Origin of the sequence: Gordonia humi (assembly GCF_014197435.1) — a bacterium.
Taxonomy (GTDB): Bacteria; Actinomycetota; Actinomycetes; order Mycobacteriales; family Mycobacteriaceae; genus Gordonia; species Gordonia humi.
Genome location: NZ_JACIFP010000001.1, coordinates 796,083 through 822,080, shown reverse-complemented (window position 1 = coordinate 822,080; position 25,998 = coordinate 796,083). Strand labels below are relative to the sequence as shown.

Annotated in this window: 26 protein-coding genes; 11 read left to right on the top strand and 15 right to left on the bottom strand. The window is 68.3% G+C overall.

Annotated features, from left to right (window positions below):
- Complete coding sequence (locus BKA16_RS03700) at positions 1-1,311, top strand: TerD family protein (protein WP_183369405.1); 1,311 nt, start codon at positions 1-3, stop codon at positions 1,309-1,311.
- 16 nt (positions 1,312-1,327) lie between these two features.
- Here BKA16_RS03700 and BKA16_RS03695 read toward each other — a convergent pair whose 3' ends face one another.
- Positions 1,328-1,912 carry a LuxR C-terminal-related transcriptional regulator gene (locus BKA16_RS03695; RefSeq protein WP_183369404.1) on the bottom strand — a complete coding sequence of 195 codons (585 nt, stop codon included), beginning with the start codon at positions 1,910-1,912 and terminating at the stop codon, positions 1,328-1,330.
- Positions 1,913-2,233: 321 nt separating this feature from the next.
- On the opposite strand from BKA16_RS03695, the gene BKA16_RS03690 reads away from it, so the two are divergent.
- The 3 genes from BKA16_RS03690 to BKA16_RS03680 all read left to right on the top strand — a co-directional run bounded on the left by BKA16_RS03690 (position 2,234) and on the right by BKA16_RS03680 (position 4,402).
- Entirely contained in the window at positions 2,234-2,965 is a 732-nt protein-coding gene (locus tag BKA16_RS03690; protein ID WP_183369403.1) for an MSMEG_1198 family transcriptional regulator, read from the top strand.
- A gap of 158 nt (positions 2,966-3,123) precedes the next feature.
- On the top strand, positions 3,124-3,711 hold the full coding sequence (locus tag BKA16_RS03685; RefSeq protein ID WP_183369402.1) for a permease: 588 nt from the start codon (positions 3,124-3,126) through the stop codon (positions 3,709-3,711).
- A 115-nt stretch (positions 3,712-3,826) separates the two neighbouring features.
- Positions 3,827-4,402 carry a TerD family protein gene (locus tag BKA16_RS03680; protein WP_183369401.1) on the top strand — a complete coding sequence of 192 codons (576 nt, stop codon included), beginning with the start codon at positions 3,827-3,829 and terminating at the stop codon, positions 4,400-4,402.
- Between the two features lie 70 nt (positions 4,403-4,472).
- Here BKA16_RS03680 and BKA16_RS03675 read toward each other — a convergent pair whose 3' ends face one another.
- From BKA16_RS03675 to BKA16_RS03660, 4 genes are all read right to left on the bottom strand, one after another.
- Positions 4,473-5,987: an HNH endonuclease signature motif containing protein gene (locus BKA16_RS03675; RefSeq protein ID WP_246371636.1), complete on the bottom strand. Its 1,515-nt coding sequence runs from the start codon at positions 5,985-5,987 to the stop codon at positions 4,473-4,475.
- A 195-nt stretch (positions 5,988-6,182) separates the two neighbouring features.
- Positions 6,183-7,598, bottom strand: a complete 1,416-nt coding sequence (gene argG, locus BKA16_RS03670; protein ID WP_183369400.1) for an argininosuccinate synthase — start codon at positions 7,596-7,598, stop codon at positions 6,183-6,185.
- 180 nt (positions 7,599-7,778) lie between these two features.
- Positions 7,779-8,138 carry a PLD nuclease N-terminal domain-containing protein gene (locus BKA16_RS03665; RefSeq protein ID WP_183369399.1) on the bottom strand — a complete coding sequence of 120 codons (360 nt, stop codon included), beginning with the start codon at positions 8,136-8,138 and terminating at the stop codon, positions 7,779-7,781.
- 101 nt (positions 8,139-8,239) lie between these two features.
- On the bottom strand, positions 8,240-9,541 hold the full coding sequence (locus tag BKA16_RS03660) for a TrpB-like pyridoxal phosphate-dependent enzyme (protein ID WP_183369398.1): 1,302 nt from the start codon (positions 9,539-9,541) through the stop codon (positions 8,240-8,242).
- Positions 9,542-9,622: 81 nt separating this feature from the next.
- Here BKA16_RS03660 and BKA16_RS03655 point away from each other — a divergent pair, with 81 nt between their 5' ends.
- The gene (locus BKA16_RS03655; protein WP_183369397.1) at positions 9,623-10,549 is read left to right on the top strand and encodes a quinone oxidoreductase family protein; all 927 of its coding nucleotides are present in this window, start codon (positions 9,623-9,625) and stop codon (positions 10,547-10,549) included.
- On the opposite strand, the gene dinB is transcribed toward BKA16_RS03655, so the two are convergent.
- The 10 genes from dinB to BKA16_RS03605 form a co-directional block, all read right to left on the bottom strand.
- Positions 10,546-11,757 (bottom strand): DNA polymerase IV, encoded by a 1,212-nt coding sequence (gene dinB / locus BKA16_RS03650; RefSeq protein WP_183369396.1) that lies wholly within the window; start codon positions 11,755-11,757, stop codon positions 10,546-10,548. The two genes, BKA16_RS03655 and dinB, sit on opposite strands and share 4 nt — an antisense overlap.
- A 31-nt stretch (positions 11,758-11,788) precedes the next feature.
- Positions 11,789-12,865: an NADH:flavin oxidoreductase/NADH oxidase gene (locus BKA16_RS03645; protein ID WP_183369395.1), complete on the bottom strand. Its 1,077-nt coding sequence runs from the start codon at positions 12,863-12,865 to the stop codon at positions 11,789-11,791.
- A gap of 131 nt (positions 12,866-12,996) precedes the next feature.
- Positions 12,997-14,175, bottom strand: a complete 1,179-nt coding sequence (fahA, locus tag BKA16_RS03640; RefSeq protein ID WP_183369394.1) for a fumarylacetoacetase — start codon at positions 14,173-14,175, stop codon at positions 12,997-12,999.
- Positions 14,172-15,080, bottom strand: coding sequence for a hypothetical protein (locus BKA16_RS03635; protein WP_387996278.1), 909 nt, complete (start codon positions 15,078-15,080; stop codon positions 14,172-14,174). The genes fahA and BKA16_RS03635 overlap by 4 nt, the downstream gene beginning before the upstream one ends.
- On the bottom strand, positions 15,047-16,246 hold the full coding sequence (locus BKA16_RS03630; RefSeq protein WP_183369393.1) for a homogentisate 1,2-dioxygenase: 1,200 nt from the start codon (positions 16,244-16,246) through the stop codon (positions 15,047-15,049). Before BKA16_RS03630 ends, BKA16_RS03635 begins: the two co-directional genes overlap by 34 nt.
- 43 nt (positions 16,247-16,289) lie before the next feature.
- The gene (locus tag BKA16_RS03625; protein WP_183369392.1) at positions 16,290-17,642 is read right to left on the bottom strand and encodes an MFS transporter; all 1,353 of its coding nucleotides are present in this window, start codon (positions 17,640-17,642) and stop codon (positions 16,290-16,292) included.
- Positions 17,643-17,727: 85 nt separating this feature from the next.
- Positions 17,728-19,152 carry an FAD-dependent oxidoreductase gene (locus tag BKA16_RS03620; RefSeq protein WP_183369391.1) on the bottom strand — a complete coding sequence of 475 codons (1,425 nt, stop codon included), beginning with the start codon at positions 19,150-19,152 and terminating at the stop codon, positions 17,728-17,730.
- Entirely contained in the window at positions 19,149-19,931 is a 783-nt protein-coding gene (locus BKA16_RS03615; RefSeq protein ID WP_183369390.1) for an SDR family NAD(P)-dependent oxidoreductase, read from the bottom strand. Before BKA16_RS03615 ends, BKA16_RS03620 begins: the two co-directional genes overlap by 4 nt.
- Positions 19,924-20,760 (bottom strand): SDR family NAD(P)-dependent oxidoreductase, encoded by an 837-nt coding sequence (locus BKA16_RS03610; RefSeq protein ID WP_183369389.1) that lies wholly within the window; start codon positions 20,758-20,760, stop codon positions 19,924-19,926. Before BKA16_RS03610 ends, BKA16_RS03615 begins: the two co-directional genes overlap by 8 nt.
- A 49-nt stretch (positions 20,761-20,809) precedes the next feature.
- Positions 20,810-21,256: a nuclear transport factor 2 family protein gene (locus BKA16_RS03605; protein WP_183369388.1), complete on the bottom strand. Its 447-nt coding sequence runs from the start codon at positions 21,254-21,256 to the stop codon at positions 20,810-20,812.
- 140 nt (positions 21,257-21,396) lie between these two features.
- Here BKA16_RS03605 and BKA16_RS03600 point away from each other — a divergent pair, with 140 nt between their 5' ends.
- The 6 genes from BKA16_RS03600 (at position 21,397) to BKA16_RS03575 (ending at position 25,983) form a co-directional block, all read left to right on the top strand.
- On the top strand, positions 21,397-22,131 hold the full coding sequence (locus BKA16_RS03600; protein ID WP_246371634.1) for an IclR family transcriptional regulator: 735 nt from the start codon (positions 21,397-21,399) through the stop codon (positions 22,129-22,131).
- Positions 22,132-22,231: 100 nt separating this feature from the next.
- Complete coding sequence (locus tag BKA16_RS03595; RefSeq protein ID WP_183369387.1) at positions 22,232-22,510, top strand: hypothetical protein; 279 nt, start codon at positions 22,232-22,234, stop codon at positions 22,508-22,510.
- On the top strand, positions 22,507-23,430 hold the full coding sequence (locus BKA16_RS03590; RefSeq protein WP_183369386.1) for an ABC transporter ATP-binding protein: 924 nt from the start codon (positions 22,507-22,509) through the stop codon (positions 23,428-23,430). Before BKA16_RS03595 ends, BKA16_RS03590 begins: the two co-directional genes overlap by 4 nt.
- The gene (locus BKA16_RS03585) at positions 23,427-24,239 is read left to right on the top strand and encodes an ABC transporter permease (RefSeq protein WP_183369385.1); all 813 of its coding nucleotides are present in this window, start codon (positions 23,427-23,429) and stop codon (positions 24,237-24,239) included. The genes BKA16_RS03590 and BKA16_RS03585 overlap by 4 nt, the downstream gene beginning before the upstream one ends.
- Positions 24,236-25,366: a sensor histidine kinase gene (locus BKA16_RS03580; protein WP_343067268.1), complete on the top strand. Its 1,131-nt coding sequence runs from the start codon at positions 24,236-24,238 to the stop codon at positions 25,364-25,366. Before BKA16_RS03585 ends, BKA16_RS03580 begins: the two co-directional genes overlap by 4 nt.
- Positions 25,363-25,983 (top strand): response regulator transcription factor, encoded by a 621-nt coding sequence (locus BKA16_RS03575; RefSeq protein ID WP_183369383.1) that lies wholly within the window; start codon positions 25,363-25,365, stop codon positions 25,981-25,983. The genes BKA16_RS03580 and BKA16_RS03575 overlap by 4 nt, the downstream gene beginning before the upstream one ends.
- Positions 25,984-25,998: the final 15 nt, after the last annotated feature.

Below are 25,998 nucleotides of genomic sequence, written 5' to 3'. Positions count from 1 at the left end.
ATGTCATCACTGGCCAAAGGACAGAACGCCCCGCTGCCCGTCTCCGATGTGGTGGTCGCCGTCGAGGTCGCCGCGCCCGCAGACCTCTCCGCGCTCCTGGTGACCGATGCGGGCAAGGTCCGCAGCGACGCCGATTTCGTGTTCTTCAACCAACCGACCGGGCCGGGCGTTCGGCTGCAGGACGGCCGTCTGCACATCTCGACGGCTCAGATCCCCGCCGACATCACCGCGATCCGCGCGGTGATCACTCTCGACGACGCGTCGAGCAGTTTCGGCCGCTCCGCCCCGCCGATCGCCCGCGTCGGCGACACGGCGGGCACCCCTCTGTTCGAGTACGTCGTCGACGGGCTGAGCAGTGAGTCCGTCGTGATCGCCGCCGAGGTCTACCAGCGCAACGGCCAGTGGAAGATCCGCGCCGTCGGTCAGGGATACGCGGGCGGCTTCGCCGATCTGGTGCGCGATCACGGCGTCGTCGTCGACGACGAGCCCGCCGCACCGGCACCGGTCGCTTCTCCCACGCCCCCGGCCCCGCCCGCACCGCCCGTGGCTCCGGCGGCGCCGACCTACGCGCCGCCCGTACCTGCGTACACGCCGCCGTCGCAGCCCGGCTATGCGCCGTCACAGCCGGGCTACGGTCAGCCGTCACCCGCGTACGGTCAGGCACCGCAGCAGCCGATGCAGCAACCGCCCGCCGCACCCGAGATCAGCCTGTCCAAGGATCGACCCGTCTCCCTGGTCAAGGGACAGAAGGTGTCGCTCCGCAAGGAGGGTGGCGTCGCCCTCACTCAGATCTGGATGGGTCTGGGGTGGGATCCGGTGCAGCGACAGGGCAAGCGCGGCTTCTTCGGCGGAGGTGGGGGTAGTGGCTCCATCGACCTGGACGCCTCGGTGCTGATGTTCTCGCAGGGCAAGTGCGTCGAGACCGTGTACTTCGGTCATCTGAAGTCGAAGGACCGCTCGATCATCCACTCCGGCGACAACCTGACCGGTGAGGGCGACGGCGACGACGAGGTGATCTCGGTGAACCTCGCCGCGATCCCGCCGCATGTGGACAACCTGGTCTTCGTCGTCACCTCTTACCGCGGCCAGACGTTCGCCGAGGTGCAGAACGCGTACTGCCGTCTGATCGATCAGACGACGAATGCCGAACTCGCGCGCTACACGCTCGCGGGCGGCATGCCGTTCACGGGCGTCACGATGGCCGTCGTGCATCGGGAGTCCGGCGACTGGAAGATGAAGGCGATCGGCGAGGGCTTCAACGGGAAGACGGCGAACAAGGCGATTCCGTTCGTGACGCCGTACTTGGGGTGAGGACGCCAGTCCGCCCTCAGACCTGGGCCGACGGCCCGAGGGATCCGTCCAACCGCAGCCATCCGTCCGCGACCATCGCCAGCAGCAGTTGTGCCTTGTTCGCGATCGGCCGACCGATCTCCTCGTAGCGTCGGGATACGCGCCGGTAGTGGGTACGGACGGTGCACTCGGCGATGTAGTGCAGATCGGCGGTCTCCCTGACGGTCGCACCGAGCACATAGGTCGCCAGGACCTCCTGTTCACGTCGGGTCATCTGCACCCGTTCGCCGCCGTCGCCGAGCACCCTGGCGATCCAGTGCTGCACCACGCCCGCCGTGTCCGTATCGTCGCGGACCACGGTCGCCCCGCCCGCGACGGTCACCGTGCCCGATTCACCGACGACGATCACCCGCACCCCGTGCGTCACCGTCGGTGGCAGGTCGGCCGATATCGACGGACCGTCGACGATGAGGATCTTCGGCCGTGGCGCACCCGATCGCAGGTCGTTCACGGTGACCCGCCGAGCCACGTAGCCGAGCGATAGAACCCATCCGACCGTCATGTCGGCCTCGAAGGAACTCGACGAGAGCACACCGACGGAATGGTCGAGACGCCCCGTCATCGCGGGCGCCTGTCTGTTCCAGACACGAACGCGCGGAACTGATTCCGGAGCAGTCGGCAGACCCCGGCATCCGCGAGCGGGTACGCCTGCAACTCGCGCATCGTCATTGATGACCGTCATCTGTCTTTCCCTCATCTCGATTCGGCCGTCTCGATTCGGCACGGATGCCGCAACCCATACGAAGATCCTGTCTGCCGGAAAGACGCGATACAGGATGACAATCCCCCTTTCGGTCGGCAGACCGAGCACAGATCCCCGCGACGAGGACGTACATCGAGTGTGATCGCGCATGATTCCTGAACGATTTGTAAGATCTGACTCGTGTCTACCGGTCTTCGCATTCTCATCGCGTCTCCACTCGGACGCATCATCGCGACCCCGCTGGAGGCGAGTTTCCCCGATGTGACGGTCACCGTCGTCACCACTCGATCCGAGTTCGTCCGCGCCGTGGCCGGACAGGTCCGGTACGACGTGGTGTCCGCCGATCTCATCTGGAATCAGCCGCAGACAGAGTGGAGTTTCGACGGTCTGGATGCCATCGATCTGCTCCGCGACGCGGACCGTCTGGCACCGGTCATCCTGGCGACCCAGGGCCACAGCATGGAACAGGACCACCTCGAGGAGGCCATGCTGCGCGACGAGGTGTGGGGAGTGTTCCCCAAGTCGTCGGGTCTTCATCCGTTCATGGATTCGATCCGATCGGTGGCCCACGGCAATCGACTTCCGCAGATGAGCAACTCCCCGGCCGTCGATCCGTTGTTCACTCTCTTCGCCGGGCGGCGCGGCAACACCGCCGGCCGTCTGGCCGGAGCGATCGCCGCAGGCCGGGCCAGCGACAACGCGAGTCTGGCCGCCGCCGCGCAAGTCGCACCGAGCACCGGAAACAAGGTGACCAGCCACTATCTCGGGCCGATCATGACCGCACGAGGCGAACACGATCCGGCACTGGCGTTGACTCAGGGATCGGTGTACCGCTGGTGCGGCCTCCACGCCCGGTATCTGTACAGCTGGTGCCGCCGAAACGGTCACGCCGACGTCTTGGAGATCACCTGATTCCGCGCTCATGCGTGCTTCGTCTCCACCACGAGCCCGGTCCGGGCGGCATCGCACAAGGTTCGACGGTCGGTGCGTTCGGGTGGAGCCGTCTGGGACCGCGCTCGCCACGCCTCGCATCTCTGCCGAAACCGCCCCGCATGTGCCACAGTTGACTCATGACCAGCGAACTGCCCGACGCCGCACCGGAACCCTCCGACATCGAGCCGGAGGGAAAGTCCCGCTGGTCGCTGCCCGGCCTCTCGACGAAGGCCAAGTGGATCCTCGGCGTCGGCACCGTGGTGATCATCGTCATCGGCTACTTCATCCTCCAGCGGCTGCTGCCGGACTGGTGGGGAACCCGGATGGGCAACCGGATCGATCGCAGTTTCACCTCGGGCACGCTGTGGGGGTTGTTCTACGGCATCATCGGCTCGGCGATACCGCTGCTGTTGTGGCTGCTGGCCGTCCTCTGGATCAACAAGGGCCCCAAGCGCATCGCATCGTGGGTGATGGGCGTCGTCGGACTTCTCCTGCTGATCCCGAACCTGTTGACGCTGGCGATCGTGGTCGGAACCGGGCAGGGCTCCCGCGCCGGTCGACTCCAACTCGACATGTTCGGCCCCGGATTCCGCGGCGCCACGCTCGTCGGCGTGATCATCGGCATCGTGCTCGGCGTCGCCGTCGACTTCTATCTCCTCGGCCGTCGACGCGCCAAGCGGCGAGCCGTATCGTCCCCCAAGAGCATCGACCAGACCCGGCAGTGACGTCGTCCGTACGGCGTATCGGTCCGGTTCTGTCGTGATTGAGTAGAAATGAAGGTCGGCCGTCGACGATGTTCGGCGGGCCGACGCAACCGCGCAGAACAGAAAGGCACCCATTATGAGCGTCAGCCTGGCCAAAGGCGGAAACGTATCCCTCTCGAAGGAGGCCCCCGGTCTGACCTCCGTCACCATCGGCCTCGGCTGGGACGAGCGGACCACCACCGGCGCAGACTTCGATCTGGACGGCAGCGCACTGCTGCTGGGAGCGAACGGCAAGGTCCTCTCGGATCAGCATTTCGTCTTCTACAACAACCTCCGCTCACCCGACGGGTCCGTCGAGCACACGGGCGACAACCTGACCGGTGAGGGAGACGGCGACGACGAGTCGATCAACATCGACCTCGCCGCGCTCGACCCGAACGTGCAGTCGATCGTGTTCCCGGTGTCGATCCACGAGGCCGACGCGCGTGGTCAGTCGTTCGGTCAGGTCAGCAATGCGTTCATCCGCGTCGTCAACCGGGCCGACGGCGCCGAGGTGGCTCGATACGACCTGAGCGAGGACGCGTCCGGTGAGACGGCGATGCTCTTCGGCGAGGTGTATCGGCGCGGTGCGGAATGGAAGTTCCGCGCCATCGGCCAGGGCTACGCGTCCGGACTGGCGGGCATCGCCCGCGATTACGGCGTCCACGTCTGAGCGACGCCGTCCGCTCGTCCGCGCCGGACAGCGACGACGTGTGCCCGGCTCTCGGGATCCGAGGGCCGGGTCAGGCGGCGTCGAGAAGCGTCGCCAGGAGCGCTTCGACAGCCGAACCTCGGCCGCGGGGCGGGCCATGGGGCAGGAATTCCGGTTCCTGCCCCACATGGTGGAGCGGGTTGACCTGCCATGGGCGGGTCGATCCGGACGGTCGCCATCCGACGCGCCCGGTATCCGGGCCGTCGGTCAGGAGCCGGGTCTCCCATTTCCCGGGTCCCTTGCCCTCGGCCCGATTGTGTTTGCCGCACGCCGCACCGAGATTGATGATGTCGGTCGTCCCGCCGTCTTCCCACCTCGTGACGTGGTGGGCTTCGGTCCGGGAGAACGGAACATCACATTCGGGGCCGCTGCACCCGCGATCGCGGGCGAACAACGCCAGCCGCTGCGCCTTCGACGCCAACCGTTTACCCCGTCCGAGGTAGAGGATTTCACTGGTGTGCGCTTTGAACACGGCCAGATGCGGGGTGGCGTGGGCGGCGACCTCGACCAGATCCTTCACCGGAACCCGCGCCCCGGTCGCCGTATGCGCGACACCGGCCTCAGCCGCCAACTCCTGATCGGTGACAGTCACAACAAGCTCGGCCGGTATCCGATCCGGCCGACCGAGCCCACCATGTCCCAACACGAAGTCGAGCATCGCAGCCAGCGCATCATGGTTGCGTTGCGCGGTGCTGCGCGTATCGCGCTCGACGGCGGCGGCGAGAACCTGCGGGTCCAGACCGTCCCGGTCGACGGCCCCGAACACCGGTGTTTCATCGTCGGGATTGTTCATCCCGGGCGCGGCCCACGCGGTCAGGACGACGTCGAGTTTGGCCCGGACCGCCGGGGTGAGTGATCCGCGGAGCTTGGACATCAACCGGGCATCTTGCGGGGCCACGGTGAACCCGCGCGTGCGCTTGCGGTCGCGGTCGTCGGTGAGTTCCCCGTCGGGGTCGAGGTGACCCAGGAGCCGCTCGCCGACCGAGCGGACTCCGGCGGGGGTGAGGTCCCGCGCCGCCGCCGCGAGGTGTTCTTCGGCGGCGGTGACGGTGTCGGCGTCGATTGCGGCCGGGATCTTGTCGATCACGTCGGCGATAGTGCGGACGTGTGCCCGGTTGATGCCGTCCTCGCGCAGGGCGTGGGCGGTAGCCTCCAAACGGGCGGGAAGTCGTTGGCCGCCGATCCCGAGGAACTCGCCGGTGGCGAACATGAGTTTCATGCGGGTGTTGGCCTCAGGGGCACCCAACCGGAGGCCGGTGGTCATGTACTTCTGTATGTTCTGGAAGCCGCGGGTGTGGAAGGCGTATTGGTCGTTGATCTCGATCATCAGCGAGGTGGTGGCCGCTTCCCGGCGTGACCGAATGCGTTCGTCGGCCTCCGCCGCGGCGAGGAGGTCATCGCCGGCGAGCGAGGCGAACGACACCTCGTTCAGCTTGGCTGCGACAGCCTCACCGAGAGCAATCAGTTCGGCAGGTGAGTCCGGGAGTGCCGGGCCGTCGGGGGTGGGTTCGGTCATCGGATTCATCCCCTTGTAAGTGCTGGTCATAGCCGTTTTCGACCTTTGACCACACACTAACAACAGACCCCGACAATTCCATTCGCGTGCGCGGGATCGCTGCGCTGCCACACGGGTCGTCGTACAACGAGAGTGCGTGGGGCTCGCAGGCCGGAGCACGCCTCCACCTCCACGCGAGTGAACCCGCCAGGCAGCCCTGGCGGGTTCAGGACGGTGCGGGCGACCCTAGTCGACGCCCGAATCGATCGCCGCGCGGTCGAGCGACTCGGAGGCGGCGTCTTCGGGCTGGCCGCCCGCGATCGCCTGCGCGCCGCCGGCCGACAGCTCGCCGACGAGGTCGGCGGTGGCGCCGCCGACCACACCGAGCTGCGCGTACTGCTCGAGGCGAGCACGCGAGTCGGCGATGTCGAGGTTGCGCATGGTCAGCTGGCCGATACGGTCGGACGGGCCGAATGCGGCGTCGCCGACGCGCTCCATCGAGAGCTTGTCGGGGTGGTACGACAGACCCGGTCCCTCGGTGTTGAGGAAGTGGTAGTCGTCGCCGCGACGGAGCCGAACGGTCACCTCGCCGGTGATGGCCGAGCCGACCCAGCGGACCAGCGACTCGCGCAGCATGAGCGCCTGCGAGTCCATCCAGCGGCCCTCGTACATGAGGCGACCGAGGCGACGGCCCTCGTTGTGGTAGTTGGCGACGGTGTCCTCGTTGTGGATCGCGTTCACCAGGCGCTCGTAGCCGATGTGCAGCAGCGCCATGCCCGGCGCCTCGTAGATGCCGCGCGACTTGGCCTCGATGATCCGGTTCTCGATCTGGTCCGAGACACCGAGTCCGTGGCGGCCGCCGATCTCGTTGGCCTTCAGAACCAGGGCGACGGCGTCGTCGAAGACCTCCCCGTTGATCGCGACCGGGCGGCCCTGCTCGAAGCGGATGCTGACGTCTTCGGTGGCGACCTCGACGTCGTCGCGCCAGGCGGCGACACCCATGATCGGCTCCACGACGTCCAGGCCGTGGTCGAGGTGCTCGAGGGTCTTCGCCTCGTGGGTGGCGCCCCAGATGTTGGCGTCGGTCGAGTAGGCCTTCTCCTGCGAATCGCGGTAGGGCAGGTCGCGCTCGACGAGCCACTGGCTCATCTCGTGGCGGCCGCCGAGCTCCTCGACGAACTGGGTGTCCAGCCACGGCTTGTAGATGCGCAGCTGCGGGTTGGCCATCAGGCCGTAGCGGTAGAACCGCTCGATGTCGTTGCCCTTGTAGGTGGAGCCGTCGCCCCAGATGTCGACGCCGTCCTCCTTCATGGCGCGGACCAGCAGCATGCCGGTGACGACGCGGCCGAGCGGCGTGGTGTTGAAGTAGGTCTTGCCCGAGCTGCGGATGTGGAAGGCGCCGCACTGCAGTGCCACCAGCCCCTCCTCGACGAGTGCACTGCGGCAGTCGACCAGGCGGGAGATCTCGGCGCCGTACTGTCCGGCGCGGCCCGGGACCGACGCGATGTCGGGCTCGTCGGCCTGACCGAGGTCAGCGGTGTACGTGCAGGGAATCGCGCCCTTCTCACGCATCCAGGCAACGGCGACGGACGTATCCAGGCCACCCGAGAACGCGATTCCAACGCGCTCCCCAATGGGCAGAGAGCTCAGCACTTTCGACATACGTCCAGCTTAAATGGTAGATCGACCCACCGACGAATCACCCGCGTTATCCCACGATGCGCGGTCGCTTCGACGATGGCCGTCCGTGACGGCGGAGTCCTGGCCCGCGTGTGGACGACGCCGAATGGATCGCGGCCCGCGACGCATGTCCGAACCGGCCCCGATGCTGCTAGAGATCAGTCACTCGTCCGACTCGTCGGCGCGCTTGTCGGCTTCCATCTCGCGTGCCTGGCGCCGCTGTGCCTCTGCGCGTTCGCGGATCCGGCGGAGGAACTCCTCGTCGTCATCGGGGTTGCTCGGCTGGGCCGGCCGCGGCCGCTCATACTCCGGGAACCCCGTGGTGCGCTGTACGGGCGTGGCCCGAGCCCCCTCGGGACGGCCCACCAGGAACCACACCAGCGAGCCCGCCAACGGGATCAGGACGACGATGATCAGCCAGCCGACCTTCGGAAGATGCCGTACGCGCCAGTCGTCGGCGACGACGACGTCGACCAGCGCGGCCACCCAGATCACCAGCACAATGAGACCGAAATACGGCATGGATCCCCCCAAGGATTAGGTCGAACGGATTACTGACCCTAACGCGGATTCGGGCCGGTCACGTAGCAACCGGCCCGAATTCGACAACTCTCGCAGTCGGGTCAGAACCCGCCGTCGAGGAAATCGGCGTACGCCGGCAGGTCCAGCTGACCGTGACCGGACAGGCCGATGACCACCACTTCCTCCTTGTCGCTGTTCGCGACGTGCGCGGCGCAGGCGGCGATCGCATGCGTCGATTCCGGTGCGGGCACGATGCCCTGGGTGCGGGCGAACTGGACGCCGGCGCTGAACGCGTCGTGCTGAGCGATCGCGGTGCCCTCCACCAGACCGAGCTCCACCGTGTGACTCAGCGCGGGCGCCATGCCGTGGTACCGCAGACCGCCCGCATGGATCGGATCCGGCACGAAGTCCATACCGAGCGTGTGCATCTTCAGCAGCGGGGTCAGTCCGGCGACGTCGCCGTGGTCGTAGCGGTACTCGCCCTGGGTGATCGACGGGCACGCGGCGGGCTCGGCGGCGACGATCCGCGGCGTGCTGCGGCCGTCGAGCTTCTCCCGGATGAACGGGAACGAGAGACCTGCGAGGTTCGATCCGCCTCCGGCACAGCCGAACACGACGTCGGCGCCGCCCGGCTCCACGGCGTACAGCTGGTCGACGGCCTCCTGACCGATGACACTCTGATGCAGCACCACGTGGTTGAGAACGCTGCCGAGGGCGTACCGCGTGTCGTCGTTCTGCGCGGCGACCTCCACGGCCTCCGACACGGCCATCCCCAGGCTGCCGGTGGTGTTCGGATCTTTGGCGAGCATCGCGCGACCGGATTCGGTGAGATCCGACGGGCTCGGGTGCAGCGTGCCGCCGTAGGTCCGGATGAGGAAGCCGCGGTAGGGCTTCGAATCGTACGACGCGCGGACCTGCCACACCTCGACGTCGATGCCGAACTGCGCGCCGGCGAAGGCGAGGGCGCTTCCCCACTGACCGGCGCCGGTCTCGGTGGTCAGCTTCTTCACACCGTCGATGCTGTTGTAGTAGGCCTGTGCGACAGCCGAATTCGTCTTGTGGCTGCCGACCGGGCTCACTCCCTCGTACTTGACGTAGATGCGCGCCCTGGTGTTGAGGGCCTCCTCGAAACGTCGGGCGCGGATCAGCGGCGACGGACGCCACATCTTGTAGATTTCGCGGACCGGCTCGGGGATCTCGATGTACGGCTCCGTCGAGACCTCCTGAGCGATGAGACCCGCGGGAAACAGTGCGGCGAGATCGTCGGGCCCGACCGGCTCCTTGGTACCGGGGTGCAGGTGCGGCGGGATCGGTTCGTCCAGCTCTGCCGCCAGGTTGTACCAGTGAGTGGGAACGTCCACCGTCACCAGATCGGGATTCGACGCATCAACGTTGCTAGTCATGCAGGTCACAGTAATAGCCGTCGGCGGCCCCGTCATGGTCGGGCCGCGACGGACGAGACTCCCCAGTCCTATGCTCGATCGATGATGAACCGACAGTGGCAGGCGACGGGGTCCGACGGTCTGCGCGACTTCGCGTTCGTCGACGGCGAGGCTCCCGAACCGGGGCCCGGCCGGGTACGAGTGTCCGTCACCGCGGCCGGGGTCAATCCCGCCGATCTCAAACATGTGGCTCGGGCGACGACGTTCCCGCTACCGATCGGCTACGAGATCACCGGTGTGGTGGACGCCGTGGGTCCCGACGCGGTGGGCGGTTCCGGACCGCTTCGCATCGGCGACCGGGTGGCCGCGTTCCGCGTGCACGGCGGCTACGCGACGTCGTTGACGTTTCCCGCCGAGAAGGCGTTCGCCCTGTCCGACTCGGTCGACGACGTCGCAGCGGCCGGGTTGCTGTTGGCCGGCACCACGGCGGCCGACATGCTGCACCGCGCACGGCTCGCCTCCGGCGAGGAGATCATCGTGCACGGCGCATCGGGCGCGGTGGGCGCGACGCTGCTGCAGCTCGCCGCGCGCGACGGCGTCCGCGTGATCGGAACCTGCGGACCGGCGCGCACCGACGCGGTGGCTCGATACGGAGCGGTCCCGGTCGTCTACGGTGACGGGCTGACCGACAGACTCCGTGCGGCCGCGTCGAATCCCATTGCGGCACTGGACCTCACCGGCACCGACGAGGCCATCGACGCGTCTCTGACGCTGGTCGCCGACCGGTCGCGGATCATCACCGCCGCGAACAAGACGGCGGCGGACCGATACGGGCTCGTCGCCGTGGCAGGTCTGGATCCCGAGAGCGCGACCTATCGCGATGCGATGCGCGGACCACTGCTCGATCTGGTCGCCGCCGGTGAACTCGAGGTGCCGATCGCGCGGACGTTCCCGTTGGTCGACGCCGTCGAAGCGCTCGAACTGGTGGCCAGTGGCAGGGCGGGCGGGAAGGTGGTGCTGACCGTCTAATCCGGCAGCATCGGGGCGTCGGCACCGTGGTCTCGATGCACCAGGGCGCCGCGAGTGATCGCGTTCCGTCCGAACCTCCCGCGGAGAGCGTCGACGGCGACGTCGAGGTCTGCGGTGTGATCGGGCCGGTCGAACGACAGTGCCAACTGCACGGCGCCGTGGTCTTCGAGGTTGCCGAGGGAGAGTCCGATCAGCGTGCAGCCCCGCTCGCGAATCATCGGCATGGCCTCGTCGAGCAGCCCGCGCGCGACGGCGAGGATCACCTCGGTCGAGTCGGTCGGATCGTGCATCGACCGCGATCTGGTCACGGCGTCGAAGTCGTGGAAGCGTAAGCGCAGCACGATGGTTCGGGTCAGTCGGTCTGCCGCGCGCAGGCGGCCGCCGAGCCGGTCGACGATGGCGAGCAGCGTCGCCTCGATGTCGGCCTCGGATTTGATGCGACGCCCGAGCGCCCGCTGCGAACCGATGGAACTGCGCCGCCTCCCGGTCTCGACGCGCCGTGGATCGCGGGCCGTCGACAGGGCGTACAGGTGTCGTCCGGTGCCGCGACCGAGCAGTGCGCACATGCGGTTCTCGCCGAGCTGCGCGATCTGTCCGACGGTGGAGACGCCCGCGTCCCGCAGGCGCGCCTCGGTCTTGGCTCCGACACCCCACAGGCGTCGGACCGGAAGCGGGTGCAGGAAGTCCAGCTCTCCGCCCGCGGGCACTTCCAGGAGGCCGTCGGGTTTGCCGACCGCGCTGACGACCTTGGCGAGGAATTTGCTGCGGGCCACGCCGACCGTGATCGGCAGTCCGACGTCGGTGCGCACGCGACGGCGAAGACGGGCCGCGATCTCGACGGGCGTGCCGCTGATCTTGCGGAGTCCGCCGACGTCGAGGAACGCCTCGTCGACGGAGATGCCCTCGACGAGCGGTGTGACGTCATGAAACACGTCGAACACCGCTCGTGAGGCGGCCATGTACACATCGAACCGCGGCGGCATGGTGACCGCGGTCGGACACAGTGCTCGGGCCTCGTGTCCGGGCATCGGCGAGCGCACACCGGCCGCCTTGGCCTCATAGCTCGCCGCGAGCACGACGCCGGATCCGACCAGGACCGGTCGGCCGCGCAGCCGCGGATGGTCGCGCTGCTCGACCGAGGCGTAGAAGGAGTCCAGATCGGCGTGGAGGATCGACGCCTCGCTCCGTTCGAACTGTTCGATCCTCATGCGTCGATCATGGCACCGACCTCCGACAGTCTCAGGCGAACGCGCGGTGGTACGCCGCGGGCACGTAGCCGTACTCGCGACGCAACTCCTTCTCGGCGCGGACCGGGAAGTGCGGGTCGCGCAGCATCTCGCGACCCAGCAGGACCACATCGGCTTGGCCGGTGGCGAGGATCTGCTCGGCCTGGAACGGATCGGTGATGAGTCCGACCGCGGCGGTCGGCAGCTCGGCCCCGCTGCGGATCTGTTCGGCGAAGCGCACCTGGTAGCCGGGACCGACGGGGATCTGAGCGGGGACGTTGGCTCCGGTCGACACGTCGATCAGGTCGACGCCGTGCGCCTTGAGCAGGCGGGAGACCTCGACGGTGTCGTCGCCGGTGAGTCCGCCGTCGGTCCAGTCGGTGGCCGAGAGTCGGACGAGGACGGGGAAGTCGTCTCCGACCTCGGCGCGGACCGCGTCGACCGTCTCGAGCAGGAAGCGCGCGCGGTTCTCCAGCGATCCGCCGTAGGAGTCGGTGCGGACATTGCTCAGCGGCGAGAGGAACTCGTGCAGGAGGTACCCGTGCGCGGCATGGATCTCGACCAGGTCGAAGCCCGCATCGGCCGCGCGTCGCGCCGAGGCGGCGAATGCGGCGACCGTCTCGACGATCTCGGCCGCGGTGAGCTCCTTCGGGTCGGCGAGATCGGGGAACGCGATCGGCGACGGCGCGACGGTCTGCCATCCGCCCTCGTCGACGGACCGCGCACCCGACTTCTCGGCGCCCCACTCCGGCCACGTCGACGCCTTGCGGCCGGCGTGCGCGAGTTGGATGCCCGCGGCGGCGCCCTGCGAGTGCATGAAGTCGACGATCGGCGCGAAGGCGTCGCGCTGCTCGTCGTTCCACAGGCCGAGGTCGCGGTTGGAGATCCGGCCCTCGGGTGTCACACCCGTGGCCTCGACGATCACCGCGCCCGCACCGCCACGCGCCAGCCCGCCGTAATGGACCAGGTGCCAGGCCGCGGGCACGCCGTCCTCGGTGTTCGCCGAGTACTGGCACATCGGCGGAACCCAGACGCGGTTGCGGACGGTTAGTCCGCGCAGGGTGATCGGTTCGAACAGCAGGTGAGACAACGGACAAGTCCTTCGACGGATCGGCGGTACGGCCGGGGTGCGGCCCCTCGTACTACGACGACCCTCGCGCGCCGATCATTCCCGAGCGGTGCCGACGGTGGCGGGGCGCACAGCCGATCGCGGAAGCGCTCTCAGTCGGTGTGCGCCGGAAGGACGCGCGCCCGGACCTCGCCGAAGCCGATGCGTCCTCCGTTCGCCCCCGGGGCGGTCGCGGAGATCGCGATCTCGTCGCCGTCGACGATGAAGGTTCGCTGCTCGCCCGCGACGTCGACGGGTTCGGCGCCGCCCCAAGTCAGCTCGATGAACGCACCGCGCTGGTTCTTCTCGGTCCCGGAGATCGTCCCGGAGCCGAACAGGTCACCGGTGCTCGCGGCGGCGCCGTTGACGGTGGTGTGCGCGAGCATCTGCGCCGGCGACCAGTACATGCCCGCGTACGGCGGCCGGGTGACGGTGTCGCCGTTCCATTCCACGGCGAGATCGATGTCCAGCCCCCAGTCCTGATCGCCTCGCAGGTAGGGCAGCGGCGTCGGATCCTGGGCGGGCGTCGGCACGCGCGCGGCCTCCAGTGCCTGCAGCGGCACGACCCACGCCGAGATCGAGGTGGCGAAGCTCTTGCCGAGGTTCGGGCCGAGCGGCACGTACTCCCAGGCCTGGATGTCGCGGGCGGACCAGTCGTTGAGGATCACCGCGCCGAAGCAGTGGTCGGCGAACTCGTCCGGAGCGATCGAGCCGCCCATCGGCGAACCCGCACCGACGATGAAGCCCATCTCGGCCTCGATGTCCAGACGCAGCGACGGTCCGAACGTCGGCTCGGCATCGGTCGGCGCCTTGCGCTGTCCGGACGGGCGGACGATGTCGGTTCCGGAGACCACCACCGTGCTCGACCGGCCGTGGTAACCGACGGGCAGATGCTTCCAGTTCGGCATCAGCGGTTCGGCGTCCGGGCGGAACAGCCGACCGAGGTTCGACGCGTGGTTCTCGGAGGCGTAGAAGTCGACGTAGTCGGCGACGGCGATGGGCAGATGCATCGTCACATCGGTCACCGCGTGCACCGCGTCGTCGGCGACGTCGCCGGTGACGAGGTCGGCGATCCGGGCTCGTACGGCATCCCAGCGCGCGCGTCCTTCCGCCATGAAGGCGTTGAGCGTGGGCTCGGCGAACACGGCGTCGTCGAGAGCCGCGGCCAGGTCGACGACGTGGTCGCCGACGCGGACTCCGACGCGCGCCGGCGTCCCGTCGGTGGAGAACACGCCGTACGGGAGGTTGTCGACGCCGAACAGCGAGTCGGCGGGAATCGGGATGACGGTCATGCGGGGACTCCTTGGTCGGTGGTGGACACGAGGCCGAGGTCGGTCAGCTCGGTCAGCGGGTCGGCGATGCTGCACGTTCCGAACGACCGGAAGGTCGCACGCAGCGCTCCGACCGCGTGGCCGTCGAGCTCGGTCAGCGCGCGCGCGAGTCGCGCACCGTCGCGTTCGGCGAGAGTCCGGGCGATCTCGGCGACCGTGGCGCCGCGTCCCGCCCGGTGAGCGGCGAGCATGAGATTGAGGAATCCATGCTGTTCGAAACCGGTGTCGGGATCGGTGTTGCGGACCGCGTGGTGCAGCCCCGCGGTCGCTTTGAAGGGGACGCCCGCCTCCACGGCGGACACGACGGCCGCGGCGAGTTCGGCCTCGTCCGGGTACGCCTCGGCGACGATGCCGCCGGTGCGGAACTTAGCCGCGTACGGAGTGCCGATCAGCGCGGCCATGACCTCGGCGCGCCGCCGATCACGCGGCACTTCGACGTAGACCTCGACACCGGGAACGCTTGCGGCGATCGCATCGAGTCCCGCGATCAGGGCGGCGGTGGTCTGCCCGGCCGGCACCGCGATCTCCAGCGCCGCGAACCGCACCCCGGCCACACCGCGAACGACGGCGACGGCGTCGGGCGCCGCCGCGACACCGGCCGGGACGGTCAGGCTCAGATCGAGGACGCCGTCGACCCGCGCGAGGATCCCGGGAAGCTCCGCGAGCCGTGGCGCCGGGAAGACGAACGGCCCGACCAGCCGAGCGTGTGCACTGCGCTCATGTGCCAGGTGCGCCGGCACCGCGTCGGCGATCGATGCGTTCCCCGGCGGGAACAGGGCCGCGTCGTCGCACAGCCCGGCAAACAGATCGGGGATCGCGATGGCGTGCTCGGTCACGACGCCGGCCGCCGTCCCGCCCACGTCCACGCATATCCCGGGTCCTCGCAGGCCAGCGCGCCTTCACCGAGTTCGAGGGGCCGGAACGTGTCGACCATGACCGCGAGTTCGTCGAAGAACTCGACACCGATGCTGCGCTCGTACGCCCCCGGCTGCGGACCGTGCGCATGCCCTCCCGGGTGGATCGAGATCGAGCCCTGACCGATCCCCGATCCCTTACGCGCCTCGTAGTCGCCGCCGCAGTAGAACATGATCTCGTCGGAGTCGACATTCGAGTGGTAGTACGGCACCGGAATCGACAGGGGGTGATAGTCGACTTTACGGGGCACGAAGTTGCAGATCACGAAGTTGTGGCCCTCGAACGCCTGATGCGCGGGCGGCGGCTGATGCACACGTCCGGTGATCGGTTCGTAGTCGGCGATGTTGAACGTGTACGGGTACAGACAGCCGTCCCACCCGACGACGTCGAACGGGTGATCCGGGTACACCATCCGCGTACCGACGATCCGCCCGCCCGCACGGTGCTTCACCAGCACCTCGACATCGGTGCCCTCGGTCAGGAGCGGGTCGGTCGGTCCATGCAGATCGCGTTCGCAGAACGGAGCGTTCTCCAGCAGCTGACCGAAGCGGGACAGATACCGTTTGGGCGGCACGATGTGGCTGTTGCCCTCGATCGTGTACGCGCGCAACGGATCCGCGCCCTGCGGTATCCAACGGTGCGTCGTGGACATGGGGAGCAGGACGTAGTCGCCTTCCCGTGCGCGCAAGGCGCCGAAGACGGTCTCCACGATCGCCTCGCCGGACTCGATGTACACCATCTCGTCGCCGAGCGAGTTCCGATACAGCGGCGACGGTGCCGCCGCGACCACATACGAGATCCGCACGTCGGCATTGCCCAGGATCAGACGTCGGCCGGTCACGACGTCCGTCTGTGTCCACGACGACGCCGGGAACAGGTCGTGCAGCTTCAGATGCCGCGGCTTGAGCGGATGATTCGGCGTGGTCGACTGATCACGCAACTTCCACACCGTGGCGTCGACGATCGCCGACGGGATGTTCCGGTGGTAGAGCAACGACGAGTCGGAGGAGAAGCCCTCCTCGCCCATCAACTCCTCGAAGTAGAGGTTCCCCTCGGGACCTCGATGCTGTGTGTGGCGCTTCGGCGGGACGACGCCGAGCTGTCGGTAGTACGCCATGGCCGACCTCCTGTCGTGATAGGCGAGATTCTGCGGATACGGTTCAGGCCTCGACGGGCGACGTGACGGAACGATCTCCGGCGCCGCGCACCATCTTCGGAACCTTGACGAAGGCGAGCATGATCCCGGAGAGGATGAGGCAGCCGATCGGGAAGTACAGGCCGATGGTCACGTCGTCGGCCGACGCGTTCTTGCCGATCACATACGGACCGAAGAAGCCGCCCAGTGCGGCGATCGTGTTGATCGCGGCGAGACCGACGACGGTCTCCTTCTTCGACAGGACCTGCGAAGCCATCGCCCAGTACGGCGCGAGGTAGCCGAGCACACCGATCGCGGCCATCGAGAGGAACACCATGGCGACGGCGGGTGTGCCGACGCACTGGATGGTGCCGAACAGGCCGACCGCGGCGACCAGCAGCGAGACGATCGTGTGGTACTTGCGTTCACCGGTGCGATCCGAGAACCGCGCGATCAACACCATGCCGACGGCGCCGACGAGGAACGGCAGGGTGCCGAGGAAGCCGATGTTGGTGGCCGAGTAGTCCGGGTTCATCTGCTTGATGATCTGCGGCAGGAAGAACGTGAAGCCGTACAGGCCGCAGGCGGCGAACAGGTTCGCGACCGCCAGATGCAGGATCTTCGGGTTCTTGATCGCGCCGAGTTGCTGTTTGACGGTCTCCTCTTCGCGGCCGTCGGGGTACTCGGACTCGATCTGGCCCTCGAGCCAGGCGGACTCGTCCTTGGTCAGGAACCTCGCCTTCGACGGAGTGTCGGGCAGGTAGAACAGAATGACGATGCCGAGGATGATGGTCGGTGCGCCCTGCAGGATGAAGACCCATCGCCAGCTGCTCATGTCGAACCAGTGGATGTGGTCGAGGATCAGACCACCGGTGAAGCTGCCGACGATCATCGCGATCGGCTGCGCGAGTGCCATCGCGGCGATCGCACGCCCCCGCTCACGCTGACGGAACCAGAAGGTCAGATACAGCAGCAGACCCGGGTACAGACCGGCTTCGGCGATGCCGAGCAAGATGCGGACGATGTACAGGTGGGTCACGCTGTTCACGAATCCGAGGATCACCGTGACGATGCCCCAGCTGATCGCTATGCGCGCGAGCCAGAGTCGGGCGCCGAACTTCTTGAGCGCCATGTTGGACGGAATCTCGAACACGACGTACGCGAGGAAGAAGATCGACGACACCGCGCCGAAGGTCGCGGTCGTGATTCCGAGGTCGTCCTCCATGCCGAGTTGGGCATAGCTGATATTGGTCCGGTCCATGTAGTTGAAGATGTACAGCAACATGACCAGCGGCATGACTCGGAAGGCGACCTTCCGAATCGTCGAACGCCCGACGGCCGCGTCTGCGGCCTGGGCGGCGGTAGTGGTGGCGTCCATGCCGACTACTCCTTGGCGGTGAGGGGTGCCCGGCGCGGTGAGGTCGTCGCCGCGCCGGGCCGGAGGGAGGGTGAAGAGAGGTTCATCAGGCCTCGGCGACCGCCGCGGCCCGTCGCCCGGCGATACGCCCCATGGTGAGAGCGTTCGCGACGGCGTTTCCGCCGCCCACGTAGCGGAGGCCGAGCACACCGGCCCCGGCCTCGCCCGCGGCGAAGAGCCCGGGGACGGCTCGGCCGTCTGCGTCGAGGACCTGCGCGTCGCCGTTGATCTCGAGACCGGCGTGGGTGCACACGAGTTCGGCGGGCAGCATCCGCACCGCGTAGAAGGGTCCCGCGTCGATCGGCTCCGGATTCGCCGTCGACCCCTTGTTCGCGAGGGTCCGGTGGCGAAGGAAGTCGTCGTCGAATCCGTTGGGCAACTGAGTGTTCCACCGATCGACCGCGGCCCTGAGAGCACCGGCGGGCACGGCGATCTGTGCGGCCAGGTCGTCGAGCGTCTCGGCCCGGACCGTGCGGCCGGCGTCCGCCTCCTCGGCGATCCTGTTCGCATCCCAGTCGGCGTATCCAGCGGGAAGGTTGACACGCGCCTTCTCGTCGAAGACCGCCCACACCCGGCCGCCTTGGGCGTCGATGATGCCCGACGACACCGCGTACGACGCGTCCTCGTCCATGAATCGTCGACCGGAGTGGTTGACGTAGATCCTCGACTTGGGCGGGAACCCCGCCTGCCAGTGGTGATGACGCTGGAAGTACGCGGTGGGGAGCATGAGCCCCCAGCCGTCGCCCGTCACCGACGCTCCGACCTGATCGCCGAACGCGAGGTGGTCGCCGCGGCTGCCCGGTGCCGCGACCACGAACAGCGACTCGTCGGCCTGCAGTGCGGTCGGGTAGTGGCGTTCGAGCAGTTCACGGTTCTGCGCGAATCCACCAGAGGCGACGACCACTGCTTTCGCGCGGACATCGATGTCGTCGGCGACGACGCCGACCACTCGCCCGTCCTCGACGAGCAGCGACTGCACCCGAGTGGCGAGCACGACGTCGACACCGTTGGCCTTCCGTGCACGGTCGAGGGTCTGGACCAGGCCGTAGCCCTGGTCCTTGGGCACGTGACCGCGCCAGACGTCCTCGACGCCCGCCTGGGACAGCCCCGGCATGTGGGCGTTCGACGACTCGCGCGCCGGGATGTCCACGCCGAGCCCGATCAGCCACTCCAGGGTGGGTCCGGCGTTCTCGCAGAAGGTGCGGATCAGTCCGGGTGCGAGCATCCACTGGTTGAGGTCCATGTAGTGCTGAAAGAACTTCTCGGCGGTGTCGTCGATGCCGACACCCTTCTGCACGCTCGTGCCCGCCGCCGTGAACAGGCCTGCGGACAGCTGCGTCGAGCCGCCGAGCTCGGTCTCCGACTCGAACAGCAGGACCGACGCCCCGGCTTCGGCGGCCGACACCGCCGCCGCGAGCCCCGCGCCGCCACCCCCGATGACGACGACGTCCACGGTCTCCTCGTCGCTCACGACAGGTCTCCAGTCTCTTCGATGATGCGGTGATACAGACCGTTCGAGACCAGTCCGCCGTCGACGGTCAGCTCACTGCCGGTCATATAGGTCGACCGGTCCGACAGCAGGTGAAGCACTGCGTCGGTGATCTCGGCCGGGGTGGCCATGCGGTTCATGGGGATGCTGTCGACGGCGGCCTTTACGAATGCGTCGGCACCGCCGAGCAGCGCCGTCCCCACGAGGCCGGGGTGCACGGAGTTCACCCGGATGTTCCACTTGGCGAAGTTGCCCGCGGCCGACTTCGACAAGCCGGTGAGCCCCCACTTGCTCGACGAGTACGCCGGAGAGAAGTAGCCGATCTGACCGGAGATCGACGAGATATTGACGATCGATCCGCCACCGGAGTCGCGCATCAGCGGCGTGACAGCCTTCATACCGTAGAACGGGCCGAACAGGTTGATTCTCATGGTCAGTTCCCAGACGTCGTCCGGGGTGTCGAGGAACTCCAGGCGGCGGCTGATGCCCGCGTTGTTGACGAGACCGCCGAGTTCGCCCCGCGCGCCGGCGATCTCGTCGACGACGCGAGTCCAGGCGGCCGGATCGGCGACGTCGAGTTCGTGCGCCGAAGCACTCCCGCCGGCCGCCTCGATCTCGCCGATCACCGCCGAGGCGTCTGCGACGTCGGCGACGCACACGTGGACACCGCGTGCGGCGAGCGCCGTGGCGTGCGCCGCGCCCATGCCTCCCGCGGCCCCGGTCACCAGAACCACGCGCGGATACGTGACGGACTCAGACATGCCGGGAACCGCCGTCGACGGCGATGGAGTGCCCGGTGACGTACCGCGCACTGTCGGAGAGGAGGAACAGCAGCGGTCCGAAGACCTCTTCCGGGGACCCGAGGCGGTGGAGGGGCACCACGTCGAGCGCGTGCTTGAGGGCCGCCGGGTCCTCCTGGACCCAGCGGGTCATCTCGGTGTCGATGTATCCGGGTGCGATCGAGTTGACGCGGATCCCCTTGTCGCCCAACTCCACGGCCAGGGACTCGGTGAGGTGGGCGACCGCGGCCTTCGACGTGCAGTACGCGCCTCGACCGCGGCGGATGCGCAGCGCGGACACCGACGACATGTTGACGATCGCGCCACCCGGTTCCATATGGCGCGCGGCGGCCTGCGCACCGAACAAGACGCCTTCGACGTTGACGTCGAGCACGGCCGAGATCTGCTCGGGGGAGATCTCGTCGACCGGTGCGAACGGGAAGATGCCCGCGTTGTTGATCCAGAAGTCGATGCGCCCGAACTCCTTCAGTGCGATCTGCGCGAGCGCCTCGTGGTCGGCGACGTCGGTGACGTCGACCCGTGCACCGACCACTCGTCCGGGCGTGTCGGCGAGCGACTGTGCGGCGAGCGAGGTGTTGATCTCGGCCGCGGTGGCGTTCATCTGCTCGTCGTTGATGTCGGCGCCGACGACGTTCACCCCGCGCGTCGCCAGTCCCTCGGCGAACGCGGCGCCCATGCCCCGCGCCGCTCCGGTCACGACGGCGGCCCTTCCCGCCAGTTCCGGGTACACCGCGGTCATCTGTGCCGAATCGGTGCGGCCGGGGTTCTGTGCGTCAGTGGTGTCGGTCATTGTGGTCTTCCTCCAGAATTGTCTCTGCGTCGAATGCGATCGACCCGCGTCATGAGGCGGGCTGATCGTCACGGCGGACGACGCGACGCGCGATGCGCCAGGCTCCGCCTACTCGGACGACGTGGTCGGTGATCGTCGTCATGCGGAGGAGACGGGATTCTCCCCCGTGCCGGGTGGCGACGATCTGCAGGTAGCCGCCGACGACGAGTTCGTCGTCGGCGACCCGATCGACGGCGAGGTTCGTGAGCACATGTCTGTGCGCCTCTCCCGCGGCCGCGGCGTTCTTCGCGAACGCCTGCGCGAACTCGACGAGCGCCTTCTCCCCGACGACCGGTGCCGAGTAGCTCGGCGACACGAACTCGCCGTCGACGGTGAACGTCTGCGCCCACGCGAGAGCTCGCCCCCCGTCGATGAGATGACTCTGCCGCCCGTAGAGCTGATGGATCTCCGCGAGGTCGCCCGGAGTGACGTCGGTGCGCGTGCCGCTCACAGCCATTGGCGGGACCTCCCGGTCATTGTCGATCGGTCAGACGAACAACATTGCGGTTCGTCTGAATGTGTGCGATAATCGAACGTGTCGTGCGATTAACGATTACTCTAAGTGTCTCGACTCACATACGTCAAGAAGGCGGCCCAATGACATCGCTCGGTTCTCATGGAGACCTGGACCCCATCGACGCCGAATCACCTGCCGTACAACTCGACTCGCGAATGTCGAAGACCCTGCACAACGGCCTGGAGATCCTCGAGCTGCTCGCCGCGCACAAGTACGGACTGACCGTGACGGAGATCGCCGAAGGCGTCGGCGTGCACCGCACCGTCGCCGACCGGCTGGTGAGGACCCTGGAGGCCCACCGCATGTGCCGGCGAGCCGAGGGCAAGCGAATCGTCCTCGGCGGTGCGCTGGTGTCCCTGGCGGGCGCGGTCGAGCAGGATCTGCGTGAACTGGTCGAGCCGCTCCTCGAGGAGCTCGCCGACGCGACATCGGCGACCGCTCACGTCGCGGTCCGCGAAGGCGAGAACGCCGTGCGCGCACTCCTGGTGATCGAACCGCGTAACGCTCGGGCCCACGTCGGCTTCCACGCCGGCCAGGTCGATCCGATCAACAAGGGGTCGGCCGGACTCGCGATGCTCGCGACGATGCCGCCGAAAGACGGCGAACGGGAGGAGATCGCCCTGGCCCGCGCGCGCGGTTACGCCGTCACATCCGGCGAAGTGACACAGTCCGTGACCGGCATCTCCGCCGCCGTCATGACCCGAGTGTCCGGACCGGTCAGCATCGGCGTCTCGGTGTTCGACGCCCGTCACCAGGACCGCCTGGGCGACGCCGTCGTCGCGGCCGCACACCGACTGGGGGCGCTCCTGCGCTGACCCGCCCATGACAGACGTCATCGCCGACCCGTGCGGAACCCACACGGACCGATGACTGCGCACACTACTGGCGAGGCCCCCGCCCGACGAGGCTGGAGGCATGAAAACGACATCGCAACCCCCAGCCGACCGCCGTCGCGCCCCCGGATTCCGGGAGGCCTCCATGCACGAACTGTTCATCGACTGCTGCCGTCTCGGACCGGCGCCGACCCGCGGCCGCGAAGTGTTCGTCATCGCGGCGACCGCGGTGCTCCTCGCGGCGGTCCTCATCGCGGTGCAGGCCGGACTGCTCTTCGCGGCGACCGCAGGGGCGATCGTCGCGGCATACATGATCGGACGCTGGGCGTACGGCGAGCGCACCGTGTGGGCCGCCCGATGAGCCCGGTCATCACCGCACGTGACCTGCAGCGCTGGTACGGACACGGCGACGACGCCTACCACGCCGTGCGCGGGGTCGACCTCGACGTCGAGCAGGGCGAGGTGTTCGCCCTCCTGGGCACCAACGGCGCGGGCAAGACGTCGACCCTCGACCTCCTCGAAGGACTGGCCTCCCCGGACGGCGGCACCGTCGAGGTGTTCGGGCTCGATCCAGTGCGCCACCGACGTCGCGTCCGCCCCGATCTGGGCATCATGCTGCAGGCCGGAGGACTTCCCGGCGAGCTGACCGTTGCCGAGACGTTGACCATGTGGCGCGGCACCTGCACCCATCCGACGACGGTCGACGACGTTCTGGACAAGGTGAATCTGACCGACCGCGCCGACGTCCGCGTCGGATCGCTCTCCGGCGGCGAGAAGCGCCGCGTCGATCTCGCATGCGCCCTCCTCGGGCAGCCCCGCCTGCTGTTCCTCGACGAACCGACGACGGGGCTGGACCCGGAGAGCCGCCGCGCGACATGGCGACTGCTCGCCGACCTCAAGGCCGGCGGGGTCACCATGGTCCTGACCACCCATTACCTCGACGAGGCCGAAGCGCTCGCCGACCGGATCGCGATCATGCACGCGGGAGCCGTCGCCCGCGCCGGCACGCTCCGCGAGATCGTCGACGGCCATCCGTCGACCATCGTGTTCGACCACCCCGGCGTCGCACTGCCGCCGATCGACGGACTCACCGTCGACGGAAGCCGCGTCGCACTGGCCACCCACCGGCTCCAGCACGATCTGCTCGACATCCTGACCTGGGCCGACCGCCAGAATCTGCCCCTGTCCGGCCTCGGTGCGCGTGCCGCGTCACTGGAGTCGGTGTTCCTCGACCTCGCGGGCGAACCCGCACACGACCAGACGATCGGAGCCACCCGATGACCGCGACGACCCCCGCCTTTCGACGCAGTCCGCTGACCGCCCTCTCCCGCGCCGAGTTCGTCCAGTTCCGCCGCAACAAGACCCTCGTGGTGACCGGTGTCGTCTTCCCGATCCTCATGCCGCTCGCCGTGTACTTCCTCGGACGCGCCGGGAACGACGGCGTCGTCGAACGCTCCGGAGTCGCCGCCGCCTTCGACATGTTCGCCCTGTTCGCGCTCATGTTCGTGCAGTACTACACGGTGCTGTCGATGGTCACGACACGCCGCAGCGAGGGCGTCCTCAAACGCCTGCGCACCGGGGAGGCGGCCGACTGGCAGATCCTCACCGCGCCCAACGTCCCCGGACTGATCATCACGGCCGCATCGTCGTTGCTCATCGCCCTCGTCGTCTACGCGACAGGCGCGCCGGGCCCGGCCAACGTGATCGCCATGGTCGTCGCACTCGCCGGCGGGGCCGTCGTGTTCGGCCTCCTCGCCCTGGCCACGAGCGGCTTCACCAAGAACGCCGAAGCCGCGCAGATCACGTCACTACCTGTCATCGCCCTCGCGATGATCGGCATGGGCAGCATCCGCGCGACACTCCCCGACCGCGCCGCCGAGATCCTCGGCTGGACACCGTACGCCGCCGTCTCCGACCTGATGCACCTCGGCACCGCGGGGATCCCGGCGACGGCGGGAGAGGACGCTCCCGCGGCCGACTTCGCCGGCACCTTCGCCGATATGGGACGTCCCCTTGCGACACTGGTCGTATGGACCGTCGTCGCGATCGCCCTCGTCTACAAATCGTTCCGCTGGGACGACCGCGGGTGATCGCTCCGCTCGACCGGTGGCGCGGGCTGTCCGAATCCGCCAAATATCGCTCGTACACGCGATGGTCCCTCGAATGCAGCGCCGTCGTGGTCGGCGTCACCACGATCGTCACCGGCAGGCACTTCCCGAGTGTGATCGCCGCCGCGACGGTGACCATGCTGGCGGCGGTCCTCGCCTTCGAGTCCAGGCCCGAGCTGACCGGGCGGAACGCCCCGCGCCGCGATCAGCGGCTCGCCGTCGGGTCGGCGCTCGCATTCCTCGTCGCCTGGATCTGCGGTCTCCTCGTACGGACCTTCATCGACGAGGAGACCGCGCGTGCCGTCGGCTGGCTCGTCGTCGGATTCGCATCGCTGTCGTCTATCGCCTTCGCCGCCCGTCGCTGGCTCATCGCCGCCGGACTCTGCGTCGTGACCGCGCTCGCCTACGGCTCCCCCGCCGGCTACCTGCGCCACATGCTCGCCCTCGCGCTCATCGCCGCGTTCTGCCTGTTCCTCACCCGCCTGTCCGTGTGGGCGCTGCGCGTGGTCGACGACCTCGACAAGGCGCGTGAGACACAGGCCCAACTCGACGTCGCCGAGGAACGTCTCCGCTTCGCTCGCGATCTGCACGACGTGGTGGGACGCGGCTTCTCCACCATCGCCGTCAAGAGCGAACTCGCCTCCCGACTGTCCCGAGCGGGGGCCGCCGAGCGGGCCGCCGCGGAGATGGACGAGGTCAAGGCCGTCGCCGTCTCCTCCATGGAGGAGATGCGCTCACTGGTGCGCGGCTACCGGGGCATCGATCTGACCGGGGAGATCGCCGGCGCCCGCTCCCTGCTCGCCGCCGCGGGATGTCGCCTGGTCGTCGAAGGCGACGCAGACTCCGTCCCCCGGCAGTTCCACGAGGCGGCGGCGTGGGTGGTGCGCGAGGGCACCACGAACATCGTGCGACACTCGTCGGCCACCGCCGCCACCCTGACACTCGGACCGGCCGGGATGAGTCTGACCAACGACGGGGCGACGGCCGTCGAAGGCGAGCACTCGGGACTGCGCGGCCTGGCCGAGCGCCTCGACCACGTCGGCTCGCACCTCGCCACAGCGGCGGACGACGGCCGATTCACTCTTGAGATCCGTTGGGAGAAAGCATGATTCCGGTACTGATGGCCGACGACGAGACCCTGATCCGCGCGGCGATGGCCACCATGCTCGACCTCGAAGACGATATCGAGGTGATCGCGCACGTCGGCACCGGTGAGGATCTCGTCGACCTGTGGCGGACCCGCGTCGACGAGGGACTCCCCACACCCGTCGCCGTCCTCGATCTCCAACTGCCCGGTATGGACGGAATCGACGTCGCGCAGCGACTGCTCGAACTCTCCCCCGGAGCCGGCTGCCTCATCGTCACCAGCCACGGCCGCCCCGGCTATCTCAAACGCGCGCTGTCGACGGGCGTGCGCGGGTTCCTCCCGAAGACGGCGTCGGCGACGACACTCGCGGCCGTCATCCGCACGGTGTACGGCGGCGGACGTTATGTGGATCCCGAACTGGCCGCCGAAGCCATCAGCACCGGCGACTCCGTGCTGACCCCGCGCGAGGCCGACGTCCTCGAGTTCGCCATCGACGGCTCGTCGGTCGACGAGATCGCCGCCCGCGCACATCTCTCACCGGGGACGACGCGGAACTACCTCTCGTCGGCGATGACCAAGCTGGGCGTCGCGAACCGCTACGAGGCCGCGGTCAAGGCTCGGGATCTGGGCTGGATCTGAGGGTCGCCTCTCCCC

What these genes read in the sequence shown, in the direction of transcription:
- BKA16_RS03680 (WP_183369401.1), top strand. Translation starts at nt 3,827, where the DNA reads ATGAGCGTCAGCCTGGCCAAAGGCGGAAACGTATCCCTCTCGAAGGAG.
- BKA16_RS03575 (WP_183369383.1), top strand. Translation starts at nt 25,363, where the DNA reads ATGATTCCGGTACTGATGGCCGACGACGAGACCCTGATCCGCGCGGCG.
- argG (WP_183369400.1), bottom strand. Translation starts at nt 7,598, where the DNA reads ATGTCGAAAGTGCTGAGCTCTCTGCCCATTGGGGAGCGCGTTGGAATC.
- BKA16_RS03685 (WP_183369402.1), top strand. Translation starts at nt 3,124, where the DNA reads ATGACCAGCGAACTGCCCGACGCCGCACCGGAACCCTCCGACATCGAG.
- BKA16_RS03605 (WP_183369388.1), bottom strand. Translation starts at nt 21,256, where the DNA reads ATGGCTGTGAGCGGCACGCGCACCGACGTCACTCCGGGCGACCTCGCG.
- BKA16_RS03665 (WP_183369399.1), bottom strand. Translation starts at nt 8,138, where the DNA reads ATGCCGTATTTCGGTCTCATTGTGCTGGTGATCTGGGTGGCCGCGCTG.
- BKA16_RS03625 (WP_183369392.1), bottom strand. Translation starts at nt 17,642, where the DNA reads ATGGACGCCACCACTACCGCCGCCCAGGCCGCAGACGCGGCCGTCGGG.
- BKA16_RS03590 (WP_183369386.1), top strand. Translation starts at nt 22,507, where the DNA reads ATGAGCCCGGTCATCACCGCACGTGACCTGCAGCGCTGGTACGGACAC.
- BKA16_RS03630 (WP_183369393.1), bottom strand. Translation starts at nt 16,246, where the DNA reads ATGGCGTACTACCGACAGCTCGGCGTCGTCCCGCCGAAGCGCCACACA.
- BKA16_RS03585 (WP_183369385.1), top strand. Translation starts at nt 23,427, where the DNA reads ATGACCGCGACGACCCCCGCCTTTCGACGCAGTCCGCTGACCGCCCTC.
- fahA (WP_183369394.1), bottom strand. Translation starts at nt 14,175, where the DNA reads ATGACCGTCATCCCGATTCCCGCCGACTCGCTGTTCGGCGTCGACAAC.
- dinB (WP_183369396.1), bottom strand. Translation starts at nt 11,757, where the DNA reads ATGAGGATCGAACAGTTCGAACGGAGCGAGGCGTCGATCCTCCACGCC.
- BKA16_RS03675 (WP_246371636.1), bottom strand. Translation starts at nt 5,987, where the DNA reads ATGACCAGCACTTACAAGGGGATGAATCCGATGACCGAACCCACCCCC.
- BKA16_RS03600 (WP_246371634.1), top strand. Translation starts at nt 21,397, where the DNA reads ATGACATCGCTCGGTTCTCATGGAGACCTGGACCCCATCGACGCCGAA.
- BKA16_RS03595 (WP_183369387.1), top strand. Translation starts at nt 22,232, where the DNA reads ATGAAAACGACATCGCAACCCCCAGCCGACCGCCGTCGCGCCCCCGGA.
- BKA16_RS03655 (WP_183369397.1), top strand. Translation starts at nt 9,623, where the DNA reads ATGATGAACCGACAGTGGCAGGCGACGGGGTCCGACGGTCTGCGCGAC.
- BKA16_RS03700 (WP_183369405.1), top strand. Translation starts at nt 1, where the DNA reads ATGTCATCACTGGCCAAAGGACAGAACGCCCCGCTGCCCGTCTCCGAT.
- BKA16_RS03695 (WP_183369404.1), bottom strand. Translation starts at nt 1,912, where the DNA reads ATGACGGGGCGTCTCGACCATTCCGTCGGTGTGCTCTCGTCGAGTTCC.
- BKA16_RS03610 (WP_183369389.1), bottom strand. Translation starts at nt 20,760, where the DNA reads ATGACCGACACCACTGACGCACAGAACCCCGGCCGCACCGATTCGGCA.
- BKA16_RS03615 (WP_183369390.1), bottom strand. Translation starts at nt 19,931, where the DNA reads ATGTCTGAGTCCGTCACGTATCCGCGCGTGGTTCTGGTGACCGGGGCC.
- BKA16_RS03660 (WP_183369398.1), bottom strand. Translation starts at nt 9,541, where the DNA reads ATGACTAGCAACGTTGATGCGTCGAATCCCGATCTGGTGACGGTGGAC.